The sequence below is a fragment of the Cohnella sp. OV330 genome, assembly GCF_900112065.1.
GTDB lineage: Bacteria > Bacillota > Bacilli > Paenibacillales > Paenibacillaceae > Cohnella.
In genome coordinates, this window is sequence record NZ_FOKE01000001.1 from 410593 (window position 1) to 435216 (window position 24624).

26 protein-coding genes are annotated in these 24624 nt (G+C 55.0%); 14 read left to right on the top strand and 12 right to left on the bottom strand.

The window, feature by feature from the left end:
* Positions 1 to 188 precede the first annotated feature (188 nt).
* Positions 189 to 1745, top strand: coding sequence for a leucine-rich repeat domain-containing protein (locus BM235_RS01530; RefSeq protein ID WP_090108772.1), 1557 nt, complete (start codon positions 189 to 191; stop codon positions 1743 to 1745).
* Between the two features lie 156 nt (positions 1746 to 1901).
* Positions 1902 to 2207: a hypothetical protein gene (locus BM235_RS01535; RefSeq protein WP_090108773.1), complete on the top strand. Its 306-nt coding sequence runs from the start codon at positions 1902 to 1904 to the stop codon at positions 2205 to 2207.
* 86 nt (positions 2208 to 2293) lie between these two features.
* Here BM235_RS01535 and BM235_RS01540 read toward each other — a convergent pair whose 3' ends face one another.
* Complete coding sequence (locus BM235_RS01540) at positions 2294 to 3178, bottom strand: DMT family transporter (RefSeq protein WP_090108774.1); 885 nt, start codon at positions 3176 to 3178, stop codon at positions 2294 to 2296.
* 138 nt (positions 3179 to 3316) lie between these two features.
* Here BM235_RS01540 and BM235_RS01545 point away from each other — a divergent pair, with 138 nt between their 5' ends.
* Positions 3317 to 3700, top strand: coding sequence for a winged helix-turn-helix transcriptional regulator (locus BM235_RS01545; RefSeq protein WP_255374011.1), 384 nt, complete (start codon positions 3317 to 3319; stop codon positions 3698 to 3700).
* A 258-nt stretch (positions 3701 to 3958) separates the two neighbouring features.
* On the opposite strand, the gene BM235_RS31900 is transcribed toward BM235_RS01545, so the two are convergent.
* Positions 3959 to 4108 carry a hypothetical protein gene (locus tag BM235_RS31900; protein WP_158543651.1) on the bottom strand — a complete coding sequence of 50 codons (150 nt, stop codon included), beginning with the start codon at positions 4106 to 4108 and terminating at the stop codon, positions 3959 to 3961.
* Between the two features lie 195 nt (positions 4109 to 4303).
* Here BM235_RS31900 and BM235_RS01550 point away from each other — a divergent pair, with 195 nt between their 5' ends.
* The 3 genes from BM235_RS01550 (at position 4304) to BM235_RS31555 (ending at position 5910) form a co-directional block, all read left to right on the top strand.
* Entirely contained in the window at positions 4304 to 4660 is a 357-nt protein-coding gene (locus tag BM235_RS01550) for a hypothetical protein (protein WP_090108775.1), read from the top strand.
* Positions 4661 to 4981: 321 nt separating this feature from the next.
* A complete protein-coding gene (locus BM235_RS01555; protein ID WP_090108776.1) occupies positions 4982 to 5428 on the top strand; it encodes a hypothetical protein in 447 nt (148 codons plus the stop codon).
* A gap of 5 nt (positions 5429 to 5433) precedes the next feature.
* Entirely contained in the window at positions 5434 to 5910 is a 477-nt protein-coding gene (locus BM235_RS31555) for a pilus assembly protein (RefSeq protein ID WP_143106612.1), read from the top strand.
* A gap of 33 nt (positions 5911 to 5943) precedes the next feature.
* On the opposite strand, the gene BM235_RS01560 is transcribed toward BM235_RS31555, so the two are convergent.
* On the bottom strand, positions 5944 to 6753 hold the full coding sequence (locus BM235_RS01560; RefSeq protein ID WP_255374012.1) for a MerR family transcriptional regulator: 810 nt from the start codon (positions 6751 to 6753) through the stop codon (positions 5944 to 5946).
* 70 nt (positions 6754 to 6823) lie between these two features.
* Here BM235_RS01560 and BM235_RS01565 point away from each other — a divergent pair, with 70 nt between their 5' ends.
* Positions 6824 to 7324 carry a DUF6022 family protein gene (locus BM235_RS01565; RefSeq protein ID WP_090108777.1) on the top strand — a complete coding sequence of 167 codons (501 nt, stop codon included), beginning with the start codon at positions 6824 to 6826 and terminating at the stop codon, positions 7322 to 7324.
* A gap of 72 nt (positions 7325 to 7396) precedes the next feature.
* Here BM235_RS01565 and BM235_RS01570 read toward each other — a convergent pair whose 3' ends face one another.
* A complete protein-coding gene (locus BM235_RS01570; RefSeq protein ID WP_255374013.1) occupies positions 7397 to 8050 on the bottom strand; it encodes a VCBS repeat-containing protein in 654 nt (217 codons plus the stop codon).
* 286 nt (positions 8051 to 8336) lie between these two features.
* On the opposite strand from BM235_RS01570, the gene BM235_RS01575 reads away from it, so the two are divergent.
* The 6 genes from BM235_RS01575 to BM235_RS01600 all read left to right on the top strand — a co-directional run bounded on the left by BM235_RS01575 (position 8337) and on the right by BM235_RS01600 (position 12296).
* Positions 8337 to 8897, top strand: coding sequence for a dihydrofolate reductase family protein (locus BM235_RS01575; protein ID WP_090108779.1), 561 nt, complete (start codon positions 8337 to 8339; stop codon positions 8895 to 8897).
* Between the two features lie 131 nt (positions 8898 to 9028).
* The gene (locus tag BM235_RS01580) at positions 9029 to 9697 is read left to right on the top strand and encodes a copper amine oxidase N-terminal domain-containing protein (RefSeq protein ID WP_090108780.1); all 669 of its coding nucleotides are present in this window, start codon (positions 9029 to 9031) and stop codon (positions 9695 to 9697) included.
* Positions 9698 to 9822: 125 nt separating this feature from the next.
* On the top strand, positions 9823 to 10350 hold the full coding sequence (locus BM235_RS01585; RefSeq protein ID WP_255374039.1) for an RDD family protein: 528 nt from the start codon (positions 9823 to 9825) through the stop codon (positions 10348 to 10350).
* A 91-nt stretch (positions 10351 to 10441) separates the two neighbouring features.
* Complete coding sequence (locus tag BM235_RS01590; RefSeq protein WP_090108782.1) at positions 10442 to 10897, top strand: DinB family protein; 456 nt, start codon at positions 10442 to 10444, stop codon at positions 10895 to 10897.
* Between the two features lie 18 nt (positions 10898 to 10915).
* A complete protein-coding gene (locus tag BM235_RS01595) occupies positions 10916 to 11791 on the top strand; it encodes an RCC1 domain-containing protein (protein WP_090108783.1) in 876 nt (291 codons plus the stop codon).
* 31 nt (positions 11792 to 11822) lie between these two features.
* Positions 11823 to 12296, top strand: a complete 474-nt coding sequence (locus BM235_RS01600) for a hypothetical protein (RefSeq protein WP_090108784.1) — start codon at positions 11823 to 11825, stop codon at positions 12294 to 12296.
* A 500-nt stretch (positions 12297 to 12796) separates the two neighbouring features.
* Here BM235_RS01600 and BM235_RS01605 read toward each other — a convergent pair whose 3' ends face one another.
* The 6 genes from BM235_RS01605 to BM235_RS01635 all read right to left on the bottom strand — a co-directional run bounded on the left by BM235_RS01605 (position 12797) and on the right by BM235_RS01635 (position 20578).
* Positions 12797 to 13432: a GDSL-type esterase/lipase family protein gene (locus BM235_RS01605; protein ID WP_199408918.1), complete on the bottom strand. Its 636-nt coding sequence runs from the start codon at positions 13430 to 13432 to the stop codon at positions 12797 to 12799.
* Positions 13433 to 13825: 393 nt separating this feature from the next.
* On the bottom strand, positions 13826 to 15814 hold the full coding sequence (locus BM235_RS01615) for a GDSL-type esterase/lipase family protein (protein WP_090108786.1): 1989 nt from the start codon (positions 15812 to 15814) through the stop codon (positions 13826 to 13828).
* 15 nt (positions 15815 to 15829) lie between these two features.
* Entirely contained in the window at positions 15830 to 17419 is a 1590-nt protein-coding gene (locus BM235_RS01620; protein ID WP_090108787.1) for a glycoside hydrolase family 43 protein, read from the bottom strand.
* Positions 17420 to 17468: 49 nt separating this feature from the next.
* Positions 17469 to 18599, bottom strand: a complete 1131-nt coding sequence (locus BM235_RS01625; RefSeq protein ID WP_090108788.1) for a glycoside hydrolase family 88/105 protein — start codon at positions 18597 to 18599, stop codon at positions 17469 to 17471.
* A gap of 3 nt (positions 18600 to 18602) precedes the next feature.
* The gene (locus BM235_RS01630) at positions 18603 to 19652 is read right to left on the bottom strand and encodes a dienelactone hydrolase family protein (RefSeq protein WP_090108789.1); all 1050 of its coding nucleotides are present in this window, start codon (positions 19650 to 19652) and stop codon (positions 18603 to 18605) included.
* Between the two features lie 35 nt (positions 19653 to 19687).
* Positions 19688 to 20578 (bottom strand): pectinesterase family protein, encoded by an 891-nt coding sequence (locus tag BM235_RS01635; protein WP_090108790.1) that lies wholly within the window; start codon positions 20576 to 20578, stop codon positions 19688 to 19690.
* An 82-nt stretch (positions 20579 to 20660) separates the two neighbouring features.
* Between BM235_RS01635 and BM235_RS01640 the strand changes: the two genes are divergently transcribed.
* A complete protein-coding gene (locus BM235_RS01640; RefSeq protein WP_090108791.1) occupies positions 20661 to 21530 on the top strand; it encodes a helix-turn-helix transcriptional regulator in 870 nt (289 codons plus the stop codon).
* Here the strand turns inward: BM235_RS01640 and BM235_RS01645 are convergent.
* Positions 21527 to 22978: a glycoside hydrolase family 28 protein gene (locus BM235_RS01645; protein ID WP_090108792.1), complete on the bottom strand. Its 1452-nt coding sequence runs from the start codon at positions 22976 to 22978 to the stop codon at positions 21527 to 21529. The two genes, BM235_RS01640 and BM235_RS01645, sit on opposite strands and share 4 nt — an antisense overlap.
* 16 nt (positions 22979 to 22994) lie before the next feature.
* Positions 22995 to 24599, bottom strand: a complete 1605-nt coding sequence (locus BM235_RS01650) for a glycoside hydrolase family 43 protein (RefSeq protein ID WP_090108793.1) — start codon at positions 24597 to 24599, stop codon at positions 22995 to 22997.
* Positions 24600 to 24624: the final 25 nt, after the last annotated feature.

Here is a 24624-nt window from a genome sequence, read left to right on the forward strand (position 1 = left end):
CGGAAGAAGCCATTGCCGCAACCGGAAAAAGTATGGTCCATTTCATCAAAGGGCGGTTGAAGTAATAAACTAGAATTTTCTAATTTATGGAGAAAAGTGGCCGTCCCTTCTCACGTTTATCATTGATATACTTGATGAGACACCAAGAAGAAGGGATCTGAGACGTTTTGAGTAAGGTTTTATCGGGGATGTTGTTAGCCTCCGCCATGTTCCTTAGCTTGCCCGGACAGGCATGGATGGCGGAAGCGCCGCCCCAAGACGAGCAGCTGCAGCAGGCTTCGGAGGTTCACTTTCAGGATCAGAAGTTCGAGTCTACGGTCAGGTGGCAGTTACATAAAAACGACGATGAACCCGTCACGAAGGAAGACATGGCGTCGTTAACCGAACTCAGTCTTATCGGCGTAAATCATGTAGAGGGCTTGCAATATGCGACGAATCTGACGCAGCTTAATGTATCCAGGGGCGAGCTGCAGGATATTGGTGTGCTCCGCTCGTTAACCAAGCTGACGAAGCTGGATCTCGGAGGCAACCAGATCGAGGACCTGAGTCCGCTTAGGACGCTGACCAACCTGGAGACGCTTAATTTGAACAGCAATAAGATTGCGGATCTCGGGCCGCTGGGCGCCTTGACGAAGCTCAAGGAGCTGAACCTCTCGGGCAATCCGATCACGGATCTAAGCCCGCTTCAGCCGTTGACCAACCTGGAGAAGCTTTATTTGTCCGGTACGATCAAGGATATCGGGCCGCTCGCAGCCATGACCAAGCTCAAGGAGCTGAATCTCCAATCCACCCAGTTCAAGGCTCTGAGTCAGTTAAGGCCGCTCGCCAACCTGGAGAGGCTTGACCTGAACAACAATGGCATCGCGGATATTGAACCGCTCAGCGCCTTGACCAAGCTCACGAACTTGAACCTCTCGGACAATCAGATCGCGGATCTGAGCCCGCTTAAGCCGCTGACCCATCTGCAGACGCTGTACATTTCTAAAAATCAGATCGTGGATCTCCGTCCGCTGGCCGGGATGACGCAGATGCGCTCGCTCTATGCGGGGAACAATCAGATCAAGGATCTTGCTCCTTTGAAGCAGATGACGCAATTGGTCGACCTGAATCTCCCAAGCAATTTGATCTACGATCTTGGGCCATTGGCATCGGTGAAAAACATCTCGTACTTGAACCTATCTTACAACCGGATATGGAATCTGGAGCCGATTCGCAACCATGCGTTCGCTCATTATTACGACACAGGCGCGCTTATATACGGACTGAATTTTGCAGGCAATTATTTGGATCTGAGGCGCACATCCAGGTCTTACAAGATTCTCGAAGCGCTTGATCAGATGGACAGTCCCGCAAGCACCACCCCCATCAACAAAGTCGAACGCTTAGTCATCGGCAGCACGACCGCCTACATCTGGGAGAGTCCTTTTAAGCTTACCCATGCTCCGTTTATCGTATCGGACCGCACGTATGTCCCCATACGGTTCGTGTCAAAGTGGTTGGGTGCTGAAGTAGGCTGGGACCAGACCAAGAAAGAAGTGACGATCCGCAAAGGCAATCAAACGATCCGTTGGATCGTGAACGAGAAAAATGCCGACGTGAACGGACAAACGGTGCCCTATGATGTGCCGATGCTGCTGAAGAACAACAGCGCGTTCGTCCCGGTACGCTTCGTGTCCGAACAGCTGGAGTCGTCTGTTGAGTACATGACGAATCCGAAGACGGTACTTATATTCGAGAAGAAGTGATTTTATATTGCATTCAATAGGATGTGTGATCCCGCTTATACGGCGGGATTTTTCTTTTTTTATGAAACGCGATTGGCGTAATTGAACGACGAACTTAACACTAGGCACATGCATAGTATGAATAGAACTGCTATTCGGATTTGCGGAGGTCATGGGATGAGTTATCCATATCCAGCTATGCACGAACAAGTTCTTTATCAAGCAGACCCTAACGTAGCTACGACTTTAAGATCCATTCGGGATCGTATCTATCACGTTTCCAGCACGCATGTAAATCGGCAAGTTCGTGTTCAAACCTTAGACGGCAATATCTACGAAGGCGCAATTGTACATGTCGATCGTGGACACGTTTATTTAAAGGTTTCACATCCATCAGGACAACGTGCTTTCTTTGGTCCTAGTGAAGCGGCGATCCTTACTTTAGTGCTCTTCGAATTGCTTGTCATCGTCTTGTTGGCATGAGAATGGTAAGGTAACGGGGAAAACGATCGCTCATCGACAACAAGCTGCCTAGAATGTCGGCGGCTTGTTAAGCTAGAAAAGACTGATTAACTTCGGTCACGCTTGATTCGGAAATTCCCCGACAGATACAGTCCCATTAGCACGACAACGGTGGCGATGACAGCATACCATGTAAGGGGTTCGCCCAGTACGATGGCCGCTAGAACATAGCCTGAGACAGGATTTAAAAGCAGCCAGTTATTTGCTCTGACGGCATCATGCTTCAGCAAATGAAACCAGAGGCCCATACTAATAATCGAGAGACCGACGACAGACCAAAGAAGGTATTCTACGAGATGAATATCCATATTTAACGGCTTTCCAGACTCTAAGAAAAGGGTCGGGACGATTAAAATAATACCCCCGATAAATACCTGCCATGCGTTTATCACAAGCGTAGGCAGTTGAAGATTTGCCTTTTTAAAAACAAGACTTCCAACAGCCATGGAGACCATGGCCGAAACAAGCAATATAATGCCGCTTAAGGTAGCGTGGCTGCGTGCCAATGAGGGGTAGGTTGCAATGAATAGCCCTACTGCGGAAACAGCCATGCCCGTCCATTCTTTTGCGCGAATGCTTTTTCCCATGAAAATGAAGGAGAAAATCGCAAAGACAAAAGGATTTATGGGCAAAAAGAGATTGAATATGCCAGCGGAAATGCTTCGGAGCGCTAAGTTGCCTAGTCCAACAAACAACGAAGTATTTAGCAAACCCAGAAGCATTAACACGCCCCATTCTCTTTTATTAGGTAATGGGTATTTCCCCTTTCTCAATCCATAAATAAAGATTAGCAGCAGCACCCCCGCTGTCAGAAAACGTAATGTTGCTAATGTTAACGGAGACGCTGAATGCAAGCCGATTTTCATAATAATAGCTCCCGACGAATATAAAACGGTAAATAGTATACCTATTAGCAAGCCCTTCAAACTCATGACTTTTTCCTTCTTTCTTCCGTATGTTTTAAAAGCGTTATTGGCTTACCAAATCGTATGATGTACACTCGAATTCGTAAAGTACGCATATTTTTATGGTATAGTATTAAAAATCAAACTATTGGAGGAATCGCGGCCTTGGGCGAACGAAGAAACAAAAACATCGTTGCTCCGAACGTGGAAGGATGTCCTGTGGAAACAACGTTGGATGTCATTGGAGGAAAATGGAAGGGGCTCCTTCTCTATCAGCTGATCGAAGGTCCGAAGAGATTTGGCGAATTCCGACGCATCTATCCGGGAATCACGCAATTCATGCTTACGCTGCAGCTCCGTGAACTTGAGAGGGACGGCATTATTCACCGCGAAGTTTATAAACAGGTACCTCCCAAGGTGGAATATTCGCTGACGGAGTTCGGAAGAACGCTGGAGTCGATCATTTTGTCCATGAGGAATTGGGGAGACACTTATAAAGATAAACTAAATGATTGTCGCGTTTTATCGCGGCAAGCGGAAGATGAATGAAGGGATCTTATAGGTGTCACGGAAATGAGAATAAAAGCCACTCCCGGCGGGATGGCTTTTGAATTGCGCTCGCATCGATAACATTTCATTGAACGGAATGATTCATTTAACAATCGTACGTAAACCCCGCCAGTTTCTCGGACACGTCCCAGAGCTTCTTCGCCAGTGTTTTCCCTTTCGTAGCTTTGCTTCGTGACTTCCCGGCTTTTCGGATACATGTCGGATAAGTCCAGCTGCATCAAGTCCACGTTTGCGTTTTTATTCCTGCTTTTTATACGAAACCGCGATGATTCCCTTCTCCAGATTACGAACCGCCATGATCACTGTTGCGCCTTTAGCGCCCGTTATCAAGATGATCTTGCCGTCTTGATTCGTAATTGCGTCGGACATCCATCTGCCGTTATCCATCCGCTCTCCCCCATTTGCCGTGCAGCTACCCTTAATATATAGAAGTTTTCTGAAGGGCTGGATATCCGAATCCCGGTTCGTTGTAGTCGAAGTGAAGATACAAGAAAACCGAGGTACCATAAAAAGTTAGTACTTCATAAGAAATGAGCGGGAAACTATGATGATGGTAATTCGGATCGATAGGGAGACGCAGAAATGAGAAATAAAGGATCTATATTCGGAATTGGTACTCTTCTCTTGCTTTTGTCCATTGGGATTCCTGTCTTGATCCAATTCATTTTTATCCTTACTTTTGCGGATTATTACAAAAACGGTGGATTTCTACCCGGGTTGGGACATTACTTCATATGTGTGCTGATGATCATCATTAATATGATTGCTGCGCCAATAATCGTATTCTCAAACTTTTCGAAGCATAAAAAAGGTGATTTGGGCAACGTACTATTAACGAGAATCACAACCATTTTTGTTGTCAGCGTGGTCGTGCAGATCGTGCTTTGCATTTGGATTGAAAATCCTTTTTCTCCATCGACTACGGGCCTTTTTCTTTAAAAAAAGCAAGTTAGTTGAGTTCTCTACAATTGAATGAAGAGAAGGTGGTACATATAATAGCCCCTAGCGATATTGTTCCCCTGTGGTTTGTCTTGGCGATAGTTGGCGTGATTATTGGTGCGATAGCCTTAGTTATATTCATCGTTGAATGGATTAGAAAGCGTTAAATAGAAACGTCATTGGCATTCGGTCGTGTTGAGATCATAGACCTATAGAATCGGACGTATGTTGGTTCCGTTTTAGACGATGCTCAATATGATATCATTTAGATTAGTAGAGTCAGATCCGCTTTGAACATCCATTAGAGGGGTGAATGCACGCTTGAAATATCGAATATTGTTATTTCTAGTATTATCTTTTCAACTATTTCTTTCAGCATGTACAAGCAAAGAAGCAGATAACGATACAAAAGAACAATCAGACGAAGTTGTCTACTACGGCAAAGGAGAAGAATGGCTTGCCACCTTTTCCATATTTAAAGTCAACCGTTCAATGTTCGATTCGATATACATTCAAAATATTGGAGAAAACAGAGGCGCAAAAGGTTCCATTGAGTATCAACTAGTCGGCGGGGACGGGTTCAAGTTCGAAAGCCAGTATCCGCAGGAATTGCGGGGCGTTAGAAGTTTTCACACGTCCTCTGAATTCAATTCAGATGTTATTTCCATTAAACCGACTGCGGATGGCGTGTTCGAACTCACGATCAAATACAATGGGAAGATGGAAAAACTGAAGCTGAAAAATATTACTGCACCGAAAGGAGCCTGATACGGATGAAGAAAACAGGATCCTTGGTAGCAACGATCGCCTTAGCGGTTCTAATAACTGCATCAGCAACAGTTATGGCGACGACAAACAATAAAACTCCGCCGGCTCAACCATCGCCAATAATTAGCCTATCTGAGGCAAATGCCACTACGCCAGTTGTAGTGGACAAAAGCTGGCATGACGTAGCAAATAACGGCAGTGCAACCGTTGCGAATATCTTCAGTATCAACCCGAATTATGGGCATCTTAAATTGTTGCTGAAAAATTTAAGCAGTCAACCGGTTACGGTTAACTTGGAGCATAACGATACGGATAAACTCTATTTCAGCTTAAAAATACCAGGGAACAGCTCTTATACTTGGGAGAGCTTTGATCAAGGATACCCGCAAAGCATGCGTGCCGGCGTTTATACGCTTGCTTGGAGTGGCGGAAGCGCTGTAGTCAACGGTACTGTCAATGGTGAAGCAGCTACACAGCCCTGACAGGGAGAAGAACGGGATTAAGCGCAGCAGTGATCACGTATATTCCTCCGTTGTATCCGAAAGATTTAATTCTTGAATCAATCGATATAAAAAATAGAGTCCTTTCATTTGAAGCCTGATCGTTTTGTCCAGGTAAGTTTTGATCCTTTCAACAAGCTCCCTCGTATCCTCGATGTTCTGTAAATCTAAACAGGCAATCGATCGCTTTAAATTCACGGTCTCCTCGGAATAAACGGCGCTTTGCAGCACCTGAATCATCTTTATTTTAAAGAGATGCGTTTCATTAAAAAGGCGGTACTCGTTATCAGGATCTCGCTCTGTTGTGAACAGGCCGCTTTTCTCCCAATAACGAATGGCCGATTTAGGAGCCCCGCTTCGTATGGAGACCTCGTGAATGCTGAAGCGTTGGTTAGCGTCATAAACTCGACTGCCTTCGGCGTAGGCTCTCAACTCCTCCACCAGTTGATCTAAACTCGCCTTTTCCCGATGCAGCATGACCTCCCGGTCTCGAACGACCCACAAGGCGTCATCCAACTCATTTCGCCCGATACGATGCAGAACCTCGCTCGTCACTTCCATTCCGAATGCGGGGGTCATGGCTTGAATACATGCCAGATAAGCTTCGTGCTGCTGCGTATAAATGCGGTATCCGTTGGCCGAGCGAGCCGCAGGAGGAATTAACCCTTTCGCTTCATAATTCCGTAACGTGTTGGCGCTCAACTTATATTTGCTTGCGAGTTTTTGAGGCCTATAGTCCATGCGATCCCGCCTAAGTGAATGATGTGCAAACATTAAAACCATTGTAAAGTTATTCGGGACAATTTGTTCATTCCCTTTAAGCATTTCCCCGAAAGCTTCCAATTTGCTTTCATGTTTTAAGATGGAGTTAATCCACGTCCAAGGAGGAGTAAGCATGACAGCAAAGCCTGAATTCCGTTCTGACATGACCATCGAGGAAATAGGCAAGGTCGGCAATCAGTATATGGAGTCGGCATGGAAGCCATTATACGATTTGATGCATGGTCAGTTAACGATCGCTTTTCTTGAAATCGAGGATGCTGCCTATGGGTTGTATCTGGACCGGTTGATGCCAGTGCTATTCGATGGCCTTGAGGAGGCGGGATTCGAAGCGACAGAGCCCTTCAAGGAGGATGACTTCGTCATCGGGAAATGCCTGCTATTCCGAAACTCGCTAGAAAAGTGGGGAACCGAGGATAAGAGATCCAGGATTTTCTGGAATGTGATACGTCGTAAGAATAGTCCGCAGCCCATCGGCACCTTATTGACGGAAATCCCTCACTCTCATCTGAAGTTCGATATTCCTGCGCCGCCTGTGCTCTATTCGCTAGAAGCGTGGGAGCGGGAACAGATCGCGCAAGGAATTCGGCGAATCAAGGATTCCGCGGAACGCTAGCTCAGCGAAAACAAGCTGCCGAGCAAATCGGCAGCTTTTGCGTTAAAGGCATTTTAGCGAAAGGATAAAGCCCTAGAAAAGGCTGATCAACTTCGAACCAAGTATGGCTACCGTCAATCTGGAGGATGCAAATTGCGTGCCGTTCCATGTCAGAAGGTTCTCGACATATCCTAACGTATCGGCGTTCGTCGTACCGATAATGCGTTGTAGCGCAAATAAATCGTACCCCACGCCTCTCTCGTTTGTCACGATGGGAAACAGTCCGCCTAGCGCAAGGACCTCGCCTTGGACAGGCTTTTTCAGCTTGCCGTCGTCGTCGTAATATTGCGATAAATAGTCGTAGCCTTTATTACTAATGTCTATGGTAAATAGCACGTCAAGCTGCGGATTACTGACGCTCACCTTGTAGAAGTCCTCATAATTCACGTTGAACTTATACGCCTCGTTATATTTTTCAACGTCGAACATCTCGTAAACAATATTGTTCTTGAAGGAATACATATAGAAGATCCCGTATCCCCCGCTCCCGCCGCTATCGATGCTGACTAAAATATCCTGTACGCCATCCTTAGAAAAATCCCCAAGGAAAAGCCTGGCGTTGTAACCCGCGTTGTTCGGAAGATTGACCGCCGTGCTGCGATTCGAACGTCCATCTTGAATGATGAGCGTAATGTGGTCGGCGAAGGGTCCATCGGATTGATTCCCGTATAAATATACGTTATCCAAGATGCCGTCCCCATTGACGTCTCCTTGCTTCATATCAAGCAAAACGATGCTTCGCGATTGAGCGTAGTACATTCGAACATCCCCTATTCGCAGTCAAATGGCCTATGTCTACAAATATGTAGGTCGGTACCTAGCGGATTGTGCGGATGCCTATACCCATGAATATAGCAATCCAAAAGAACTTGGAAGAATTCATTGTGATACGATTGAAAGTAATTGTCGTCTAAAAATAAATTTTTCGAGTTATCCGTTAACCGGCAACGCTAAATGGAGGGGGATTATTAAAATGGCTAAACTGATCTACCCTGTTAACGTATCTTTGGACGGATACATGGAAGACGAGCGCGGCGACCTTGATTGGTCGATCTCCGATGACGAGACGTATGCATTCTGGACGGGCTTCCAGCGGACGATCGGCACCTACGTGTACGGGCGAAAAATGTACGAGTCGATGGTGTACTGGGAAACGGCGGACGCAGGCGCCACACAACCGGAGACAACGCGGGAATTCGCGCAGATCTGGCGAGCGGCTGAGAAGATCGTGTATTCCCGGACGCTTCCGGCGGCAGCAAGCGCCAAGACGAAGGTCGAACGTGAATTCGATCCTGATGCGATCCGGAGGCTGAAGGCCTCTTCAGAAGCCGACATGACGATCGGCGGCCCTGAGCTTGCTGCGAGTGCGATGAGCGCGGGTCTGCTTGACGAGTGCCATCTGCTTCTTAATCCGATCGTCTTGGGCGGAGGTAAGCGCGCATTGCCGGACAGCGTCCGCATGCGGCTCGAGCTGCTTGGCGAACGTCGCTTCCGAAACGGCGTTGTTCATCTCCATTACCGCGTGATCGTCTGACCGCGACGCTAAGCAAACATTTCGCAAAGAATATTGTTCTTGAATGAATACATCTCTTGAAAAAGAGGAGATTCTTCTATGCTGGCGAATAGGCTATAGGACTATGATTAAGGCACACAGGAGGAAAGTAATTGAAGCGTATTTTTTTGAAAAAAAAGGTCTTAATCGCATCAAGCGCAGTTCTATTAATAGCGGCTTCATCGACAGCGGGAGCTTATGCTGCAACGAAGTTTACGTTAGTTGTAAATGGAAAAGCATCCAACGTAGAGCCCAAAGTGATCGATGGAACGACTTACGTCCCACTTCGGGCTGCTGCAGAATTGCTAGGCGTATCGGTCGGATACGATTCATCTACGAAGACAGTCTCCATTACGGACCCTCTTAAAGGGAATGGACAAGAGTCAACGCCAGTACATTCTGAGCCCTCGAATCCAGGACAATCGCCGACGGGCACTGAAGGCCAAGTAATTGGGACCGGATATGAGGATTTTAAAAAGCAATTCACCGTTGGACCAAGATTATCGGCTGGTTCGGGTGAACTTATATCTACAGTAACTTATTCCGGAGCATTAAGCTCGAATGATTTTTATAGCTGGTGGTACTCGTTCGATATGGATCAAAAGAAAAAATTCGCGGAAGAACTAGGCAGAGAAATACAGGCTATTAATCCCGATTACAACATTTCAATCGATTTTGTGTACCAAGGCGATAAATTAGGGTACGTTTTGGCGTATACAAATAAAGAATATCCAACCGTATCTTACTTTCATGATCCTGCACCGAACACTCCAATTAAATAGTCCAATAAGTAAAACATTTAAAAATGCACTCGTTAAGAGTGCTTTTTTAAATTAGGTGACGAATGGGATGCAGGTTGAAAAGTGTTTTGTTCCTTATTTTATTTAAGAGAGGTAGAGTTGTGCATATGCATGGAGAATTAAGAAGTGTATCTCTAAGCACTCGCATTATCGCCTTTTTATGGGATTATATTATCATTGCGGGCTACATCATCCTGCTAATCGGCGTATCTTTTCTTATACGGCCATTGTTAACTCCATTGTTTACGAAAAATCCATTGTCGGCCGAATTCGCTGGGTTTCTATTCATTACACTACCTGTATATCTTTATTTTGCCGTATGTGAAGGATCGAAATCACGCGCGACATGGGGGAAAAGAAAAGCGGGGATTATCGTGACTGGAATTAATGGTCAATCAATCGGATTAGGTTCATCGCTTTTGCGTTCTGCCCTTAAATTCGTCCCTTGGGAACTAGCTCATTTCACCATTTGGCACATGGTAATCCCTTCTAATTACCCCGAATCATTCATTTATTTATTATTGGCAATCGTCTACGTTCTGGTACTGATCTATTTGATAAGTCCGTTATGGAGCAAAAACAAACAAACTGTATATGACCTTATTGCAGGGACCGTTATAAGATACAAGAATTAAAGATCCGTCGATCTCATGCTCAAAAGAAATAACGCTCTAACGTGAAACAGTAGGTTCAAGTAATCGATAAGCCGTATAGGGGGAAACCGAAATGAAGACGATCAAGCGCATGATGGACCACATGTATTGGGCGGACAAGCGCATCTTGGACGCGCTCGAGGCGAGCCAGACGAAGGATAAGGACCTTCTAAAGTTGGCACGGCACGTCGCGGTCGCGGAGCGCGTCTGGCTATCCCGCTTGCAGGGTAAGGGCAGCGCGCAATATGCGTTGTGGGAGGAAACGGAAGACCTGACGGCGATCCGGAAAATGTTCGAGGAAAACGCCGAGCAATATCGCCTCTATATCGAGGGGCTCGAGGAATCCGAGTTGGACGAGATGGTTGACTATGGGAACCAGAGCGGGGTTAAGTTCCAAACATCCGTCCGCGATATCCTGTCTCAGGTCCTCCTGCATGGACAATATCACAGGGGGCAGATCAACCGGGGACTTCGGATGGAAGCGGCAGAGCCTGTCCAAGTCGATTACATCACGTTCGCGAGGCTCTAACACGGCGGGAGGCGAAGCGTGAATTACCAATCAACGGAGGGTGCGCTTAAGGCGAACCTTTGGCCTAAAGGCGGCATAGCGGCGGGCCAGCGTCATACCGTCGGTCTTCGATCCGACGGTACGGTGGCGGCCGTAGGCGACAATAAACTCGGCCAGTGCAATGTAAGCGACTGGCGCCACATTGTAGCGGTCGCGGCCGGCAACGTTCATATGGCGACCAACACGGGGAATTCGCATACCGTCGGGCTTCGATCGGACGGGACGGTGGTCGCTGCCGGTTGGAACAAGCATGGCCAATGCGATGTAGACGATTGGCGCGGTATCATGGCGATCGCTGCGGGTTGGCGCCGTACCGTCGGGCTCAATTCGAATGGCACGGTGGTGGCGGCAGGGCGCAATCATGAAGGCCAATGCAACGTAGACGACTGGCGCGATATCGCGGCGATATCGGCAGGCGACTGGCATACCGTCGGGCTTCGATCGGACGGTACGGCGGTGGCCGTGGGCAACAATCGTTATAGCCAATGCAACGTAGACGGTTGGCACGAAATGGTGGCGGTCGCGGCGGGCTATCTCCATACCGTCGGACTGAAGTCGGACGGTAAGACGATGGCTATGGGGTTAAATCGGCATGGCGAATGCGACGTAAGCTGCTGGCGCGATATTGTGGCGGTCGCGGCGGGTAGCTATCATACCATCGGGCTCAAATCGGACGGTACGGCGGTGGCAGTAGGCAACAATGAGCATGGCCAATGCAATGTCGGCGGCTGGCACGATATTGTGGCGGTAGCGGCGGGCTGTGCGCATACGATTGGCCTCAGGTCGGACGGTACCCTGGTTGCCGTGGGCAGCAATGAATATGGCCAGTGCGATGTAGGTGACTGGCACAGATGAAGAACATACACCACTGGAAAGAGGTAAAACAATGAGCGGCTATCCCCCTGAAATCGAACAATTTCAGCAAACGATGTGCAAACTGGCCGGCGTCGACTCTGTCATTAGCGGCGTGGATGATTTGTCATCCGTGGATGCGGAGTTGCTTGCCGTACCCGAATATGCCCATCTGCCGCATGCCGCGCTGCTGCGTACCGGGGGCGGGCTGGACCATGAGGTTCTGATTCAATTCGAGCTGGTGCTGCAGCCGTCGCAGGAAGGTTGGCATGCGCTTGAGTTTCTCGGCTGGTTCGTCCGCGATTGCGCAAGAGGCGGCCGCAAAATGCAGCTGCGTCCGTTCGCGCTGCCGCCCGTGACTCCGAATGGCAGACAGCTGGGTCATACGTTGAAGTTCCACCTGGATCTCTTCGTGGATGGCATAGAAGACTCGCTGGCTCCCGCCCTGCAGGTTATATCTGAGATAAACCGGTCCTTAGAACTTGCCATCAGCTTGTATTTAGATTGATCATTAGGACCATGTGAAATCCGAATTTGCACTTGTGAAACATAAATCGGATGCAGGAGCGTGGCCTGTGGACCGTTATCAGATTCCAGTTAAACCGTTTAACCCTAAACGTCCGGGCACCCTGGTCGGCGTAATTACGACCGTATTGGATAGCCTTGGCGCAAGCGTTGCATGAGAAAAGTGGCTCTTTTAACCTCACTGCTACTTGGAGTATTACTTGTTTTAATTGCCGCTATCCCATTCTTCTTTGCCTATCCATATAGTGATGGTCCAAACTCGGGCCCCTCTAATATATGGGAACTTGTTCAAATAATCGCTTACGAATCATGGAGATTGATTTTAATAGTTGGACTAGTCTTGATAGCTTTGACTTTTGGGCTACGGAAAAAGAGCTCTTACCAATGAGTTATCGCGCTAACGGGAGACGGCAGCATAATAAAGGACAGCTGCGATCACACAATCTGTCCCGTTTCAGATTCAAGTATATTCATGTTACGCACTTACAGATAGGGCAGCAAGTTGTCCATGATGACGGCATATCCGTTCGCATACATGTGAATTCCGTCGCTGCTGAATTCCGCTTTCAAGTTTCCTTCCTTGTCGGTCAGTCCTTCGTTCACGTCAATAAAGGTATAGTTGTGCTTGGCCGCAAGCCGCTCGATCGCCCGGTTCGCTTCCCGGATCGCCTCGTTCGTCCTGTGCTGGAATACCTCTTCCATGGAAGCTTTGAGCACGAAGGGAAACTCCGCCTTGGCGTTCACAGGGTAATACGCCATGACGAACACCCGGCAATCCGGAAGCCGCCGGGCAACTTGGGTCAGAATCTCATCGTAATTCGCCAGCAAATGCTCCAGCCGATAGTCGGGTGCGCTGATATCATTAGTTCCGATGTTGATAAAAAGCTTGGAGGGCTCCAGTTCGAAGATACACGGCTCCATAGACGCGAGTAAATCTGCCGTCACATAGCCGGCAATGCCGCGATTAAAGATGCAATATCGGGTCTCCAGCTTCATCTGCATTTCGTTGATCGGGAAAAACTCCATCAGCGAAGAACCTGCAAGCACCGTTTGTCCCTTCAAGGCGAGCTGGTTGAGGATGTTGTATTTCCGTACCTTTTCCTGTTTCTCGTCATGCACTGCCGGTAGAGCCGGTTCCTTTGATCTATTTATGATCCCTCAATCCCCCTTCTGATACTTTACTATCATTTTACCTGTAAGCGGCCTTCCAGCAAACCTCCTTGTCCCCGCCGATACGCAATCGGAGAATACTTTTGCCATAAATGTTCGAGAAGGAGCGACCGGATGGGTCGGATATAGATCTGAATTATTTGTCCTTCGATGTTGGAGCATATACTTTTCAAGTTTACTGGGAATACAGAAAGGAAATCGGTAAAGAAGCAAACATCGAAGGAGATAGCGGGACGATCATCGGCAATCTTTCAAACTTCAGAGAGTCTGAACTCAACAATGAATCAAAACGCAAAACGGGATGAAGCAGAATTGACGTTGCTTCATCCCGTTTTTCTTGAGCTAGTCTAATGCGCCAACCTGATTCTCCCCCTGCACATCCTGCCGTAGCACCCACATGAAGTAGAGCGCTTTGGCGGCTTTGGCGCGGGTGACGACGGTCTTCGGCTCGAACGCCGTGCCGTTCGCCATCCGGCCTCTGGCGATGCCGGCCTCCGAGCGAATCAGGCCGAGCTCGTACGCTTCCTTCGCCTTGGCGAATAGCTCGGGGGCGATAGCCGCGGTGTCGGTCAGCTGTCCGAAGGAGACGAGCGGGTAATACATCGCCCCTCTCGTGCCCGAGTCTAGATATGGATCGTAGCCTGGATCGCCGGGGACGACAGATGCGCCGTTGTAGTCGGTCATGAACCGCGGCTTGTCGGCGGGGAAACGGGCGTGATAAGCGTCGACCAAGATCGCGGCCATCGTCTCGCGGGTCAGCTCGCCGTCCGGGTAATCGGAAATGGACGATGGTTGCACGCCGAATGCGAGCGACAGCGCCTCTTTAAACGCGGACACGGTCATCGAATCGTGCGGACGGAAGTTGCCCTGCGCATCCTTGTGCATGACGCCCAGTTGGATGAGCTTCTCGATTTGGTTGCGATAATAGGCGTTCGGACCGACCGTCGTATCGCGCGTCATCTCGGGGAAGACTGCCGACCAATCGCCGGTTGAAGCCGCGTCTTTGACTGCCGGCAGCAAGAAGGACGAGATCGCGGCAGCCGTGGGATCGCCCGCCCGGCCCAAGCGGACGAGCTCGGTCGCGACGATTCGCGCGAACGGCTTGGCGAGCGCCTCCTTATAATGCGTGCCGTCGATCTTGCCCGCGGGATGGCCGTTGGCATAGCTGCCGTCGTTGGTCTTGCCCGCCGTCTCGCCGGCTTCGATCGACATGACGATGGCGGAGATGGCATCCAGTCCGGATTCGTTGTAGAATTTGAGGCTTTCCGCATTTAGGTCGACCAGCGTGATTCCGGCCGCTTCGGACAGCCGCTCCATCAACGCCGGGAACTGGCGGACAACGAAGGAGTTCGTGAAAACGTCGGAGAGCGCCTCTCCGTCCACTCTCGACATCGGCGTCACCATGACCGGGATCAAGCCGCGCGCGCGAATGGCCGGGAGGTACAGCTCCGTCATATATTTCGCATACATCTCCTCGGTGGACCCTCGCCCGAAGCGCCGTTTCTCGTCGTAGCTCTCGTCGTTGTGGCCGAACTGGATGAGGATGTAGTCGCCGACGCAGCCTTCGAGCAGAATCTCGTTCAGGCGGCCTTCCCAGTAGGAGTTCTTGAACGAGCGCCCGCCCATCGAATAGTTGACGACGTTCACTCGGTCCGCATCGAAAAGCGATCCGACGATCTGCCCCCAGCCGCTCATGGGCGCTTCGTCGAAGGTGTACGTCTTGACCGTCGAATCCCCGAGGATGAAAAGATTCGGCACGCGTCCGTCCTCTCTCGTCTGCGGAGGCAGCAGTTCGAGCGCGATCTCCGCCAGTCCGACGGGAACGCTAATCTCGGTTGGCTCGATCTCGATCTCAATCGCATCGAATCCGTTGACATACGTATATGTCCACTCGCTGCCCGAAGCCTCGGCATTGAAACGGATCGGCAGCCGCTTCGCCGCATCCCAGTGTCCATCCTGGAGCAGGCGGTCGCCGTGCATGCCGGATACGGACACGGTCGCCTGTGCGGCGTCCGAGGTCAGCTTGACGCGGATGCGATAAGCGCCCGGCGGCGCATGGAACCGAAACGCCATGCCGTAGCGGTTGAATTCGTCGCCCTCGAAGCCGGGTTCGGCGTCGAACGCGGTCTCCACGATCGAGAAACCCGCGCCGTCCGACCGGATGCCCGCGGCATGTACGGTTCTGGGCGGCAGCGTGCAGGTCTCCTCGACAAATCCGTAGCCAACAGTCGGATCATAGAGCGGCGCGCGGCCTTCTGCGTCTAGCGTCACGGCCATATATCCAGGCTTGGTTTGTTCGGTAAAATTAAACTTCAGTGCAAGCTCCGTCATGCGAGAGATGCCTCCTTAATTCTGTGCGCCGACCCGCGCCGACACGCGAAACCAGTCGACCTCCAACTGCCCGCCGCCGGAACCGGACGCGAACAAGCCGAGCTTGGCGCCGACCCAGTGGCCTTCCGACGCCTGAAACGCCTTTGCCGGAATCGCATCATACGATGCGCCATCGTCCAGGCTGTAGCTGTACACGCAGCTGGCATCGGCCGACACCTCGACGCGCAAACGGACAAGCTCCGTCCCGGTCAGCGGCAGCGACCATAGTTCGGCTTCGCCGGACTTGTCTCCAGCGGCGAGATAGAGGGTCAGCGCGCTATTGGCATCGTCGGCGTGATCGGCAACTCCAACGTTCGCCGATCCTCTCCGCACAGCCAGACAGCTGTACCGATAGCCGAACACGATCAGCCCGCCGTTGTCGCCAACTTTGAGGCCCGTAGCATCCACCAGAGATTCGGCCACAAACGTCGGCGCCGGAAACTTCTGCATCAACAGATTCGGCGCCTGATACAAGCCGCCGCTCTCCCCTTGCCGCGGCACGGCATGCAGTCGAATAAAGCCCGGCCGCTCCGACAAACTATACCAGCGCACGTCCGGATTGGCCTGCCACTGCCATTGCAGCCCAAGCTGCGACGCGTCGAATTCATCCGACGTGGCCGGCACTTCTACCGCGCACGCTTCGCCCACATTCGGCTTGCGATAGCGCAGCACCGGCTCCCCGATCGCTTCGCCTGGCCGCCGCTCGCCCATGACCGGCCAGCCGTCCTCCCAGTTCATCGGCTGCAGATGCACGACCCGGCCGTACGGCCCCTTGTCCTGGAAATGCACGAACCACGACTCGCCCGACGCCAGCTCCACCCAGCCGCCTTGATGCGGGCCGTTGACCTCCGTTTCACCCTGATGCAAGACGATCCGGTCCTCGTACGGCCCCCAGACACTGTCCGAGCGGAACACCGTCTGCCACCCCGTCGCGACGCCGCCCGCCGGCGCAAAAATATAATAATAGCCGTCTCGCTTGTACAGCTTGGGCCCCTCCAGCGTCGGGTGCTTGTCCGTCCCGTCGTAGACGATCCGGCCCTCGCCCAGCACCTTCCGGCCATCCGCCGACATCTCGCATAGGTTGAGCTTGTGCTTGATGCCGCTGCGGCTGTGCGCGTACGCATGGATCAGATACGCCCGGCCGTCCTCGTCCCATAACGGACAGACGTCGATCAGCCCCTTGCCCGGCTTCGCCAGATGCAGCGGCGCCCATTCCCCGGCGGGATCATCCGCGGTCGTCATCAGGATGCCGACGTCGGGATCGCCGTAGTAGATCCAGTACTTGCCCGCATGATAGCGCAGGCTCGGCGCCCAGACGCCGCCCCCGTGCTGCGGCGCATCGTACCCGGCCAGCGGCATGCGAGGCACGGCATGGTTGATCAGCCGCCAGTTGACCAGGTCCCGCGAATGCAGAATCGGCATCCCGGGCACATGCCCGAAGCTGGAAGCCGTCATATAGAAGTCGGACCCGACCCGGATGACGTCCGGATCCGAATAATCCGCGTGCACGATCGGATTGAGATAAGTGCCGTCGCCCTGATCGGGCACCCACGAATGCTGCGCCACGCGAGCTCCTCCTTTTTGCTGCGAAAATAAAAATGACTGCCCCGACCGACTATTCCTGCGCCAAGTAACGCTCGACCTCAAGCGCGCACAGCAGCAGCGGCCCGATGCCCATATAGTGATCCGAGACGATCGCTTCGGAAATGTAGTAGTCGAACGTGCCGTTGCGGTCCTTGCTTAATCCCGCGCCGTTGCAGATTCGATGCAGATGCACGCCGTCCGCGTCCTCCGTCACGAGCCGCTCTTGAATGCCCTGCCAGCCCTTCAGCATCGCCTCGCGGAAGCCGCCGCTCAGATAGCCGAGCCGCAGCGCCTTGGCCATCGCGTAGACGAACATGATGCTGCCGGACGCCTCGAGGTAATTGCCTTTGCGATCACCTTGATCGAGCACCTGGTACCACAGGCCGCTGGCCGGATCCTGCACGCGGACCAAGGCATGGCACATCCGTTCGAAAATGCCGACGATCGTGCCGCGCTTCGGATGCGCGACCGGGATGTGGTCCAGGCAGTCGACGACCGCCATCGCATACCAGCCCATCGCCCGGCTCCAGAAGTTCTTGGACAGGCCCGTGACCGAGTCCGCCCACTCCTGCTCTCGCGCCTCGTCCCAGCCGTGGTAGAGCAGCCCCGTCCGCGGATCGCGGGTCCGGCGTTCGACCAGCAGCAGCTGATGCGCGACCTCGTCCGTCAACTCCGGGCGTCCGAATACTTTCGCATACTCCGCCAGAAACGGCGAAGCCATATACAAGCCGTCCAGCCACATCTGGAACGGATAGATCTTCTTGTGCCAGAAGCCGCCCTCCGACGTGCGAGGCTGCCCGATCAACTGCGTCGCCAGCGTGTCCGCCGCTTTGGCATACCGCGCATCGCCGCCCCGCGCCAGCAGCGGGAACAGATTTTTGCCCTGATTGATCTGGTCGAGGTTGTACTCCTCCAGCGAGTACGTGGCGATCGTCCCGTCCTCGGCGATATAGTAGTCCATGTGCAATCGCATAAAATCGAAATAGCGCTCGTCACCGAGCTGCGCGCCCGCCTTCGACATCGACATCAGCAGCATGCCCGGGACGTACGCCCAGCGCTCGAGCGGATACGGATGATATCCGTCCTCCCCGCACTGACGCAGGATCGTGTCCGCGATCCGCGTCGACCAGGCCGTTTGCTTCGTTAGCGATTCGGTTGCCATCGTTCAAGCCCCTCTCTTCGTATCCGGGGATGCCGCCAGCTGCTCCCGCAGCCAGGCATACGCCGGCTCCCCGTGAATCTCGTGTCCGCCTTCGAAAAAGTCCGCCTGAACCGCGTCCACTGCGCCAACGTCGGCATAGATACGCTTCAATTGTTCGTAAGCCTTGAGCGCTGGCTCGCGCGGGAACACGCGGTCCGTATCGCCCGACTCCAGGAACAAGCTTCTCGGCGCGATCAGCCCGAGCAGGTCGGGCATCTCCGCTTCCGGCAGCAGGCCGGGGATGTAGTTGTCCAGGCAGTGGTTGCGGTCAAGGATGCTCTCTTCGAACAAGCTCGCGTACCCGCTGACGACGGCGCAGCGCACGCGCGGATCGAGCGCCGCCGCGAAGCCCGCCACGAGGCCGCCGCCGGAAATGCCCATAATGCTGATGCGCGTCGGATCCACCTCGGCGCGGCTTTGCGCATAGTCGATGGCTGATCGCGTCTCGCGTACCCGGAGTCCTGCGACCGTCCGTCCGATCATCAAGAGATGAACCGCCAGCCGGAAGCACGAGGACTGACCCGGCCCCTGCGCGATGTCTTCCGCCAGCCTGCGGTCGCCGAACCCAGCCAGTTCCGGCGCGATTGCAACGAACCCCTGCCGGGCAAGCGACACGGCAAAGTCCTTGTGCAGCCCGGCTGCGCCGGCCCGCTCGCGACCGTCCGGCTCCAGGCCGACGATCTCGCGCGCGCCGTAACCGTGACCGTGCAGCGCGATGACCGCCGGCAGCCTCGCCGCTTCCGAGTCCGCGCCCGCCGGCACGAGCACGTACGCGCGCATCCGCAGTCCTTCGACCGTCCCGATCTCCACGAGCTCGCGCGTATAGCCGTCGCACGCGACCCGTTCCAACAGCTGCGGCTTCGGATCGTCCCCGGCCTCCGGAAATTCGCCGAGCAGCCGGCCGAACGTCTCGATCAACCGATCTCTCGCCTCATCCGTTACCGGCAGGCCGCGCGCCTCCCGCTTCTCCGCCGCTTCTTGCTTCAGTGCGTCCAGATATTGCTCCAGCTTCATCGCGATCCACTTCCTTTTCGTTTCAAAAACGTCGCTTAATATCCTTCCGGATGCCAGCCGCCGAAAATCTCGATGATCCGGTAATCCCCCGCTTCCGCCGCGGACAGCTGCCGCGACCATGCGACCCGCGCTTCCGGAATGGCGCCCGGCCCGCTGCTTGCGAATTCCTCGTACCGGCTCGTCCCCTCGCGGTCCGGTTGCCCCCAGTTGTGCCAGCCTTCCTCCGCCACCGAACCGTCCATGACCGTCCGGATGAACGCGACATGCGCATACGGACGCCACGGCCGGCCGAGATAGACGTCCCGCACGCCTTCGCCGCTCGTAATCTTGCAGTCGAGGAACACGTACCCGAACCGCGTCCCCTCTGGAGTCGAAGCAGCGGTAATATAACCGCGCGACCGCTTGTTGTGCAGCGTGCACCGGTCGAACACCGCGGTGGCCGCGCCGAAAATATAATCGACGTCTCCTTCGATATAGCAGTCGTTATAATATTGCAGGCCTTGGCCCGTATAAAGCGTATCCTGATCGCCCAGCAGCGCGGCGTTGCGGAACACCGCCCGACCGGCGTCGACGAACGCCGCGACGGCTTGGCCGGTGCCCGGTCCGGATGCGTTGCGAATCGTCACGTTCTCCGCCGTGAACGACTCGGCCAGCACGTTGAGCGTGCCCGAGCGGAACGTGCCGAGCGGCTGCCCGTCGGCGCCCAGCGTATGGGCGTTGTCCGACCAGGTCAGAATCGTCCGCTCCCGGTCCTCGCCCAGCAGCAGAATCGGCGGCGCCGTGGCCGGAATCGTGATTTTCTCTTCGTATACGCCCGGCTTGATGCGGATCGTGACCGGCGCGCCGCCCGCTGTCGCGAGCGAGTCGACGGCGTCCTGAAGGCGGCGATAATCGGCGTCTCCTTGCGCAGATACAGTGATCAACACGGCAGTGCTCCTTTCCAATGCGAACCTTATTCATTATAATCTAGGATCAAGAGACCCGCTGTCCGGAAACGGAGGAAACACGATGTCCGCTTCAATGGACGCTACGCCCAAATATTTCGTGGAAAACGGTAGCGTCAGCATACAGCGCATCAAACGCCACGGCGTGACCGCGATGCCGCGGCCGCACAGCCACGACGCCGTGGAGCTGTATTACCTGCTCGACGGCGAGCGCGTCTACTTCGTCGACGGCAAGGTAATCACTCTGCGCAAAGGCGAGCTGATCGCCATCGCCGGCGGCGTCATCCATTCGACGGCCAGCTCCGAGATCGCCGAGTTCGAGCGCGTCCTCATCCACTACGAAGCGTCCGCGCTGCCCGGCGCGCTGCGCGGCCAGGTGCTTTTCGAGACGGGAGAATCGTGCCGCGTCTTCGCGCTGAATCTGCGCGAACGCGAGGAAGCCGAGCGCCTGATGCGCCGGATGCTGGAGGAATGCGCGCTGGCGAAGCCTTACTACGAGCCCTGCTGCGTATCGCTGCTCGCGGAGCTGGCCATCCTGCTCGGACGCTCCGAGCGGTCGGCCGCCGCAGGGGCTTCCCGCGACGCGCTGCATGCGAAGGTATCTGAGGTCGCCGAATACCTCCAGCGGCATTACCGCGAATCGCTGACGCTGGCGGATACGGCGAAGCACTTTTACCTCAGCAGCTCCTATCTGAGCCGCGTCTTCCATCGGCTGACCGGCTTTCATTTCCGCGAATACATCCTTCATCTGCGCGTCCGGGAAGCCCAGCGCCTGCTGGCCCATACCCGCAAGCGAATCTCCGACGTGTCGCTCGACGTGGGCTTCGAGCATCTGTCGCACTTCAACAAAGCGTTCAAGCAGGCGTGCGGGCTGACGCCCATGCAGTACCGCAAGTTCGCCAAGGCGGACCCGGCGAGGGAAGCCGAAGTCTAGCGGATATCCGTGTTCGTGCAGGCGTGAAGCTGGATATCCGGCTCTGATGTAACTTGAAGCCGCAGGCCCCGCATCGTCAGCCGGTCGGCATGACGCGCGACGACGCCGCAGGCGGATTCCGCCGTAAAGTTTTCCACCGTCAAGCCTTCGAGCGGCAGCTCCGGCAGCCCGTTAATAAGCAGCGCCGTCTGCGCGCCGATGCAGGTCAGATCGCGCAGCGTGATGTTGCGGATGACCGGCGTCTCCTCCGTCACCTCGTACGTCTGCTCGTCGTAGCCCTCCGAGCCTTCCTTGCCCGCGTAGAACAGATGGAACGACACCGCTTCGAGCGGAATGCCGGACATATGAATCCGCTCCATCACGATATCCTCCACGACGCCGCCCCGGCCGCGCGCGCTCTTGAAGCGAATGCCGATATCCGTGTTCATGAAGAGGCAGTCGGAGACGCGCACCGCCCGGACGCCGCCCGACATCTCGCTGCCGACGACGACGCCCCCATGCCCGTGATACACCGTGCAGTCGCGAATCGTCACGAATTCGCATGGCAGTCCGCGCCGCCGCCCTTCTTCGTCCTTGCCCGACTTCAGGCAGATCGCGTCGTCGCCGACGTCGAACGTGCTGCGCTCGACGAGCGCGTGACGGCACGACTCCAGATCCAGCCCGTCGCCGTTCTGCGAGTACCAAGGGTTCAGTACGTGGATATTCCGCACCGTCACCTGCTCGCAGTCCATCAGGTGCAGGCACCAAGCCGGCGAATTCTGAAACGTCGGCCCTTCCAGCAAGACGCGTTTGCAGCCGCGCAGGCTGAGCATTGCCGGACGCAGATGCGCCCGCGCCGGGGCGTACGCCTCGGGATCGGTCACGCCCTGCTCGCGTAGCCGGCGGACGAGCGCTTCCCCGTCCCGCGCTTCGGCGGACGGCCACCACATCTCGCCGCCTTCGCTGAGCACTCCGCCCGACTGCTGCAGCTTGCGCCACTGGTCGTCGGTCATCTTGAACCGCTTGACCGGGCGCCAGCCTTCCCCGCAACCGTCGAACACGCCGCTGCCCGTAAACGCGATGTCCTCAAGCGCTTCGCCGTCCAGCGGCGACAGGCACCGCACGGCCGACTGGCCCTCGTACTGGGTCGCGACCAGCGGATACAGGGCGGGATCCGCCTCGAAGCGCACGATCGCGCCGGCCTCGGCGTGCAGCGCCAGCCGGCTGCGCAGCCGCAGCGGCCCCGTGCGCCAGATGCCCGCCGGGATGCGCACGGTGCCCCCGCCTGCCGCGGCGCAATCGTCGATCGCGCGCTGCAGCGCGTCCGTGCACAGCGCGAGCGGATCGGGCGTCTCGACATAATCGGCGAGCGAGAACGTCGGGTCCGGGATGTCCGGCAGCGCGGGGATCGGGTACGCTTGGTCTTGGTCTTTGTCTTGATCTTGTGCCGCATTGGTCTGTACCGTCATTTGCGTCTCCCCTCCCTTAAGCGTCCGCCGACTCATAATCGAACCAGTCGAAGTCCGCGTAGTTGTCGTTGTCCATCTCTCGGGCTGCCCCGCTACCTGACTCGCTTCCCGCCGCGTACATGCCGATGTAGGCGCCGGTGAATCCGCCCGCAATATCGGTGCTCAGCAGCGTGCCGTCGGCGTCCCCGAGCAGCGTCCGCCACTCCGATGCGCCCGGCTCCCGCCAGCTGAACGCGTACCGCTGGCCGTCCGCCGACGCGCGCAGCTCCAATGCGTCGCCCGCGAACGGGGCCGACGCCAGCACCGTCTCTTCGCCGCGACGCCGCTGCGTCAGCCGCAGCTCCGTACTCGCTTCCGGGCCGCCGCCGAACCTGCCGTACGTGAAGCGGAACTGGTTGTCCGCGTTCTGCAGCAGCACGAGCCCGGCCTCATCGCCTTCGGCCTTCGGCGCGAAGCGCATCGCGGTCGCTGCCGCGAACGACATATGCTGCTGCCTGCGGCCCACGAACGCGGGGTTGTCGTCCCGCGCGATCGACGCCGGCTTCAGCTGAAGTCGCAGCGCGCCCGGCTGCGCCTCGAGGCTCCAGAAGTCGCCGCGCGGCGTGCGGATAAAGTTCCAGCACGGCGCGAGCGCCGGCGCGTCGAAGTCGTCCCGCACCGCGGCCTCCGGCCAAGGCGTCCACGGCAGATCGGGCGCTTCGCCTTCCAGCTCCACGACCCCTTTGCCCGGATTGACGACCGGCCATCCGTCCTCCCAAGCGACGGGCACGAGGAACGTTTCCCGTCCGAGATTGCGGTAGTAGCCGCCGTAGGGACGGGACGCAAGGCAAGCCATCCACCAATCTCCTTTTTGCGTCTCGATGAGCTCGCCGTGGCCGACGTTCACGATCGGATAGCCGCGGCCCAGATGGCGATGCGTCAGAATCGGATTGCCTTTATACCCTTCGAACGGTCCGGTCGGCGAGTCGCTGCGCGCGATCGTGATCGCATGCGTATGGCCCGTGCCGCCCTCGGCGATCGTCAGGTAGTACATGCCGCCGATCTTGTACAAATGCGGCCCTTCCTGGGCATGCGCCACCTTGAGCGCGCCTCGCCACAGGCTGACCTTCGGTCCGACGAGCCGCCCTCTCGCGAGATCCAGCTCCTGCAGCCAGATGTCCATTTCCTTGGCATACTGCTGGCCCTCGGAAGGGCGCCGATTGCCCGTATAGTAGACTTTGCCGTCGTCGTCGAACAGCAGCGACGGGTCGATGCCCGGCGCGTCGTCCAGCCAGACCGGATCGGACCAACTGCCCGCCGGATCGGTCGCCGTGACGTAAAAGTTGCGGCATTCGAGGTCATTGGCGACGAACGTCGTGATCATATAGAACACGCCGTCATGATAACGAATCGTAGGCGCCCAGATGCCTTTGGATGGCATCGCGCCGTCCAGGTCCAGCTGGGACGGGCGGTCGAGCACATGGCAGAGCTGGCGCCAGTGGACCAGATCCTTGCTGTGGAAGATCGGCACCCCCGGGAAATACTCGAAGCTCGAGGTGACCAGGTAATAGTCGTCGCCGACGCGAACGGCCGACGGATCCGGATAAAATCCGGGCAAAACGGGATTGCGGAACGTGCGCATGCTGCGGCCTCCATTGCCTGACGTT

Bases quoted from the DNA above. Each gene is read 5' to 3' on its own strand.
- BM235_RS01575 (WP_090108779.1), top strand. From the start codon at position 8,337: ATGGCTAAACTGATCTACCCTGTTAACGTATCTTTGGACGGATACATG.
- BM235_RS01540 (WP_090108774.1), bottom strand. From the start codon at position 3,178: ATGAGTTTGAAGGGCTTGCTAATAGGTATACTATTTACCGTTTTATAT.
- BM235_RS01550 (WP_090108775.1), top strand. From the start codon at position 4,304: ATGAGAAATAAAGGATCTATATTCGGAATTGGTACTCTTCTCTTGCTT.
- BM235_RS01590 (WP_090108782.1), top strand. From the start codon at position 10,442: ATGAAGACGATCAAGCGCATGATGGACCACATGTATTGGGCGGACAAG.
- BM235_RS01600 (WP_090108784.1), top strand. From the start codon at position 11,823: ATGAGCGGCTATCCCCCTGAAATCGAACAATTTCAGCAAACGATGTGC.
- BM235_RS31555 (WP_143106612.1), top strand. From the start codon at position 5,434: ATGAAGAAAACAGGATCCTTGGTAGCAACGATCGCCTTAGCGGTTCTA.
- BM235_RS01530 (WP_090108772.1), top strand. From the start codon at position 189: ATGTTGTTAGCCTCCGCCATGTTCCTTAGCTTGCCCGGACAGGCATGG.
- BM235_RS01625 (WP_090108788.1), bottom strand. From the start codon at position 18,599: ATGGCAACCGAATCGCTAACGAAGCAAACGGCCTGGTCGACGCGGATC.
- BM235_RS01645 (WP_090108792.1), bottom strand. From the start codon at position 22,978: ATGACGGTACAGACCAATGCGGCACAAGATCAAGACAAAGACCAAGAC.
- BM235_RS01615 (WP_090108786.1), bottom strand. From the start codon at position 15,814: ATGACGGAGCTTGCACTGAAGTTTAATTTTACCGAACAAACCAAGCCT.
- BM235_RS01630 (WP_090108789.1), bottom strand. From the start codon at position 19,652: ATGAAGCTGGAGCAATATCTGGACGCACTGAAGCAAGAAGCGGCGGAG.
- BM235_RS01585 (WP_255374039.1), top strand. From the start codon at position 9,823: ATGCATGGAGAATTAAGAAGTGTATCTCTAAGCACTCGCATTATCGCC.
- BM235_RS01535 (WP_090108773.1), top strand. From the start codon at position 1,902: ATGAGTTATCCATATCCAGCTATGCACGAACAAGTTCTTTATCAAGCA.
- BM235_RS01650 (WP_090108793.1), bottom strand. From the start codon at position 24,599: ATGCGCACGTTCCGCAATCCCGTTTTGCCCGGATTTTATCCGGATCCG.
- BM235_RS01640 (WP_090108791.1), top strand. From the start codon at position 20,661: ATGTCCGCTTCAATGGACGCTACGCCCAAATATTTCGTGGAAAACGGT.
- BM235_RS01560 (WP_255374012.1), bottom strand. From the start codon at position 6,753: ATGCTTAAAGGGAATGAACAAATTGTCCCGAATAACTTTACAATGGTT.
- BM235_RS31900 (WP_158543651.1), bottom strand. From the start codon at position 4,108: ATGGATAACGGCAGATGGATGTCCGACGCAATTACGAATCAAGACGGC.
- BM235_RS01565 (WP_090108777.1), top strand. From the start codon at position 6,824: ATGACAGCAAAGCCTGAATTCCGTTCTGACATGACCATCGAGGAAATA.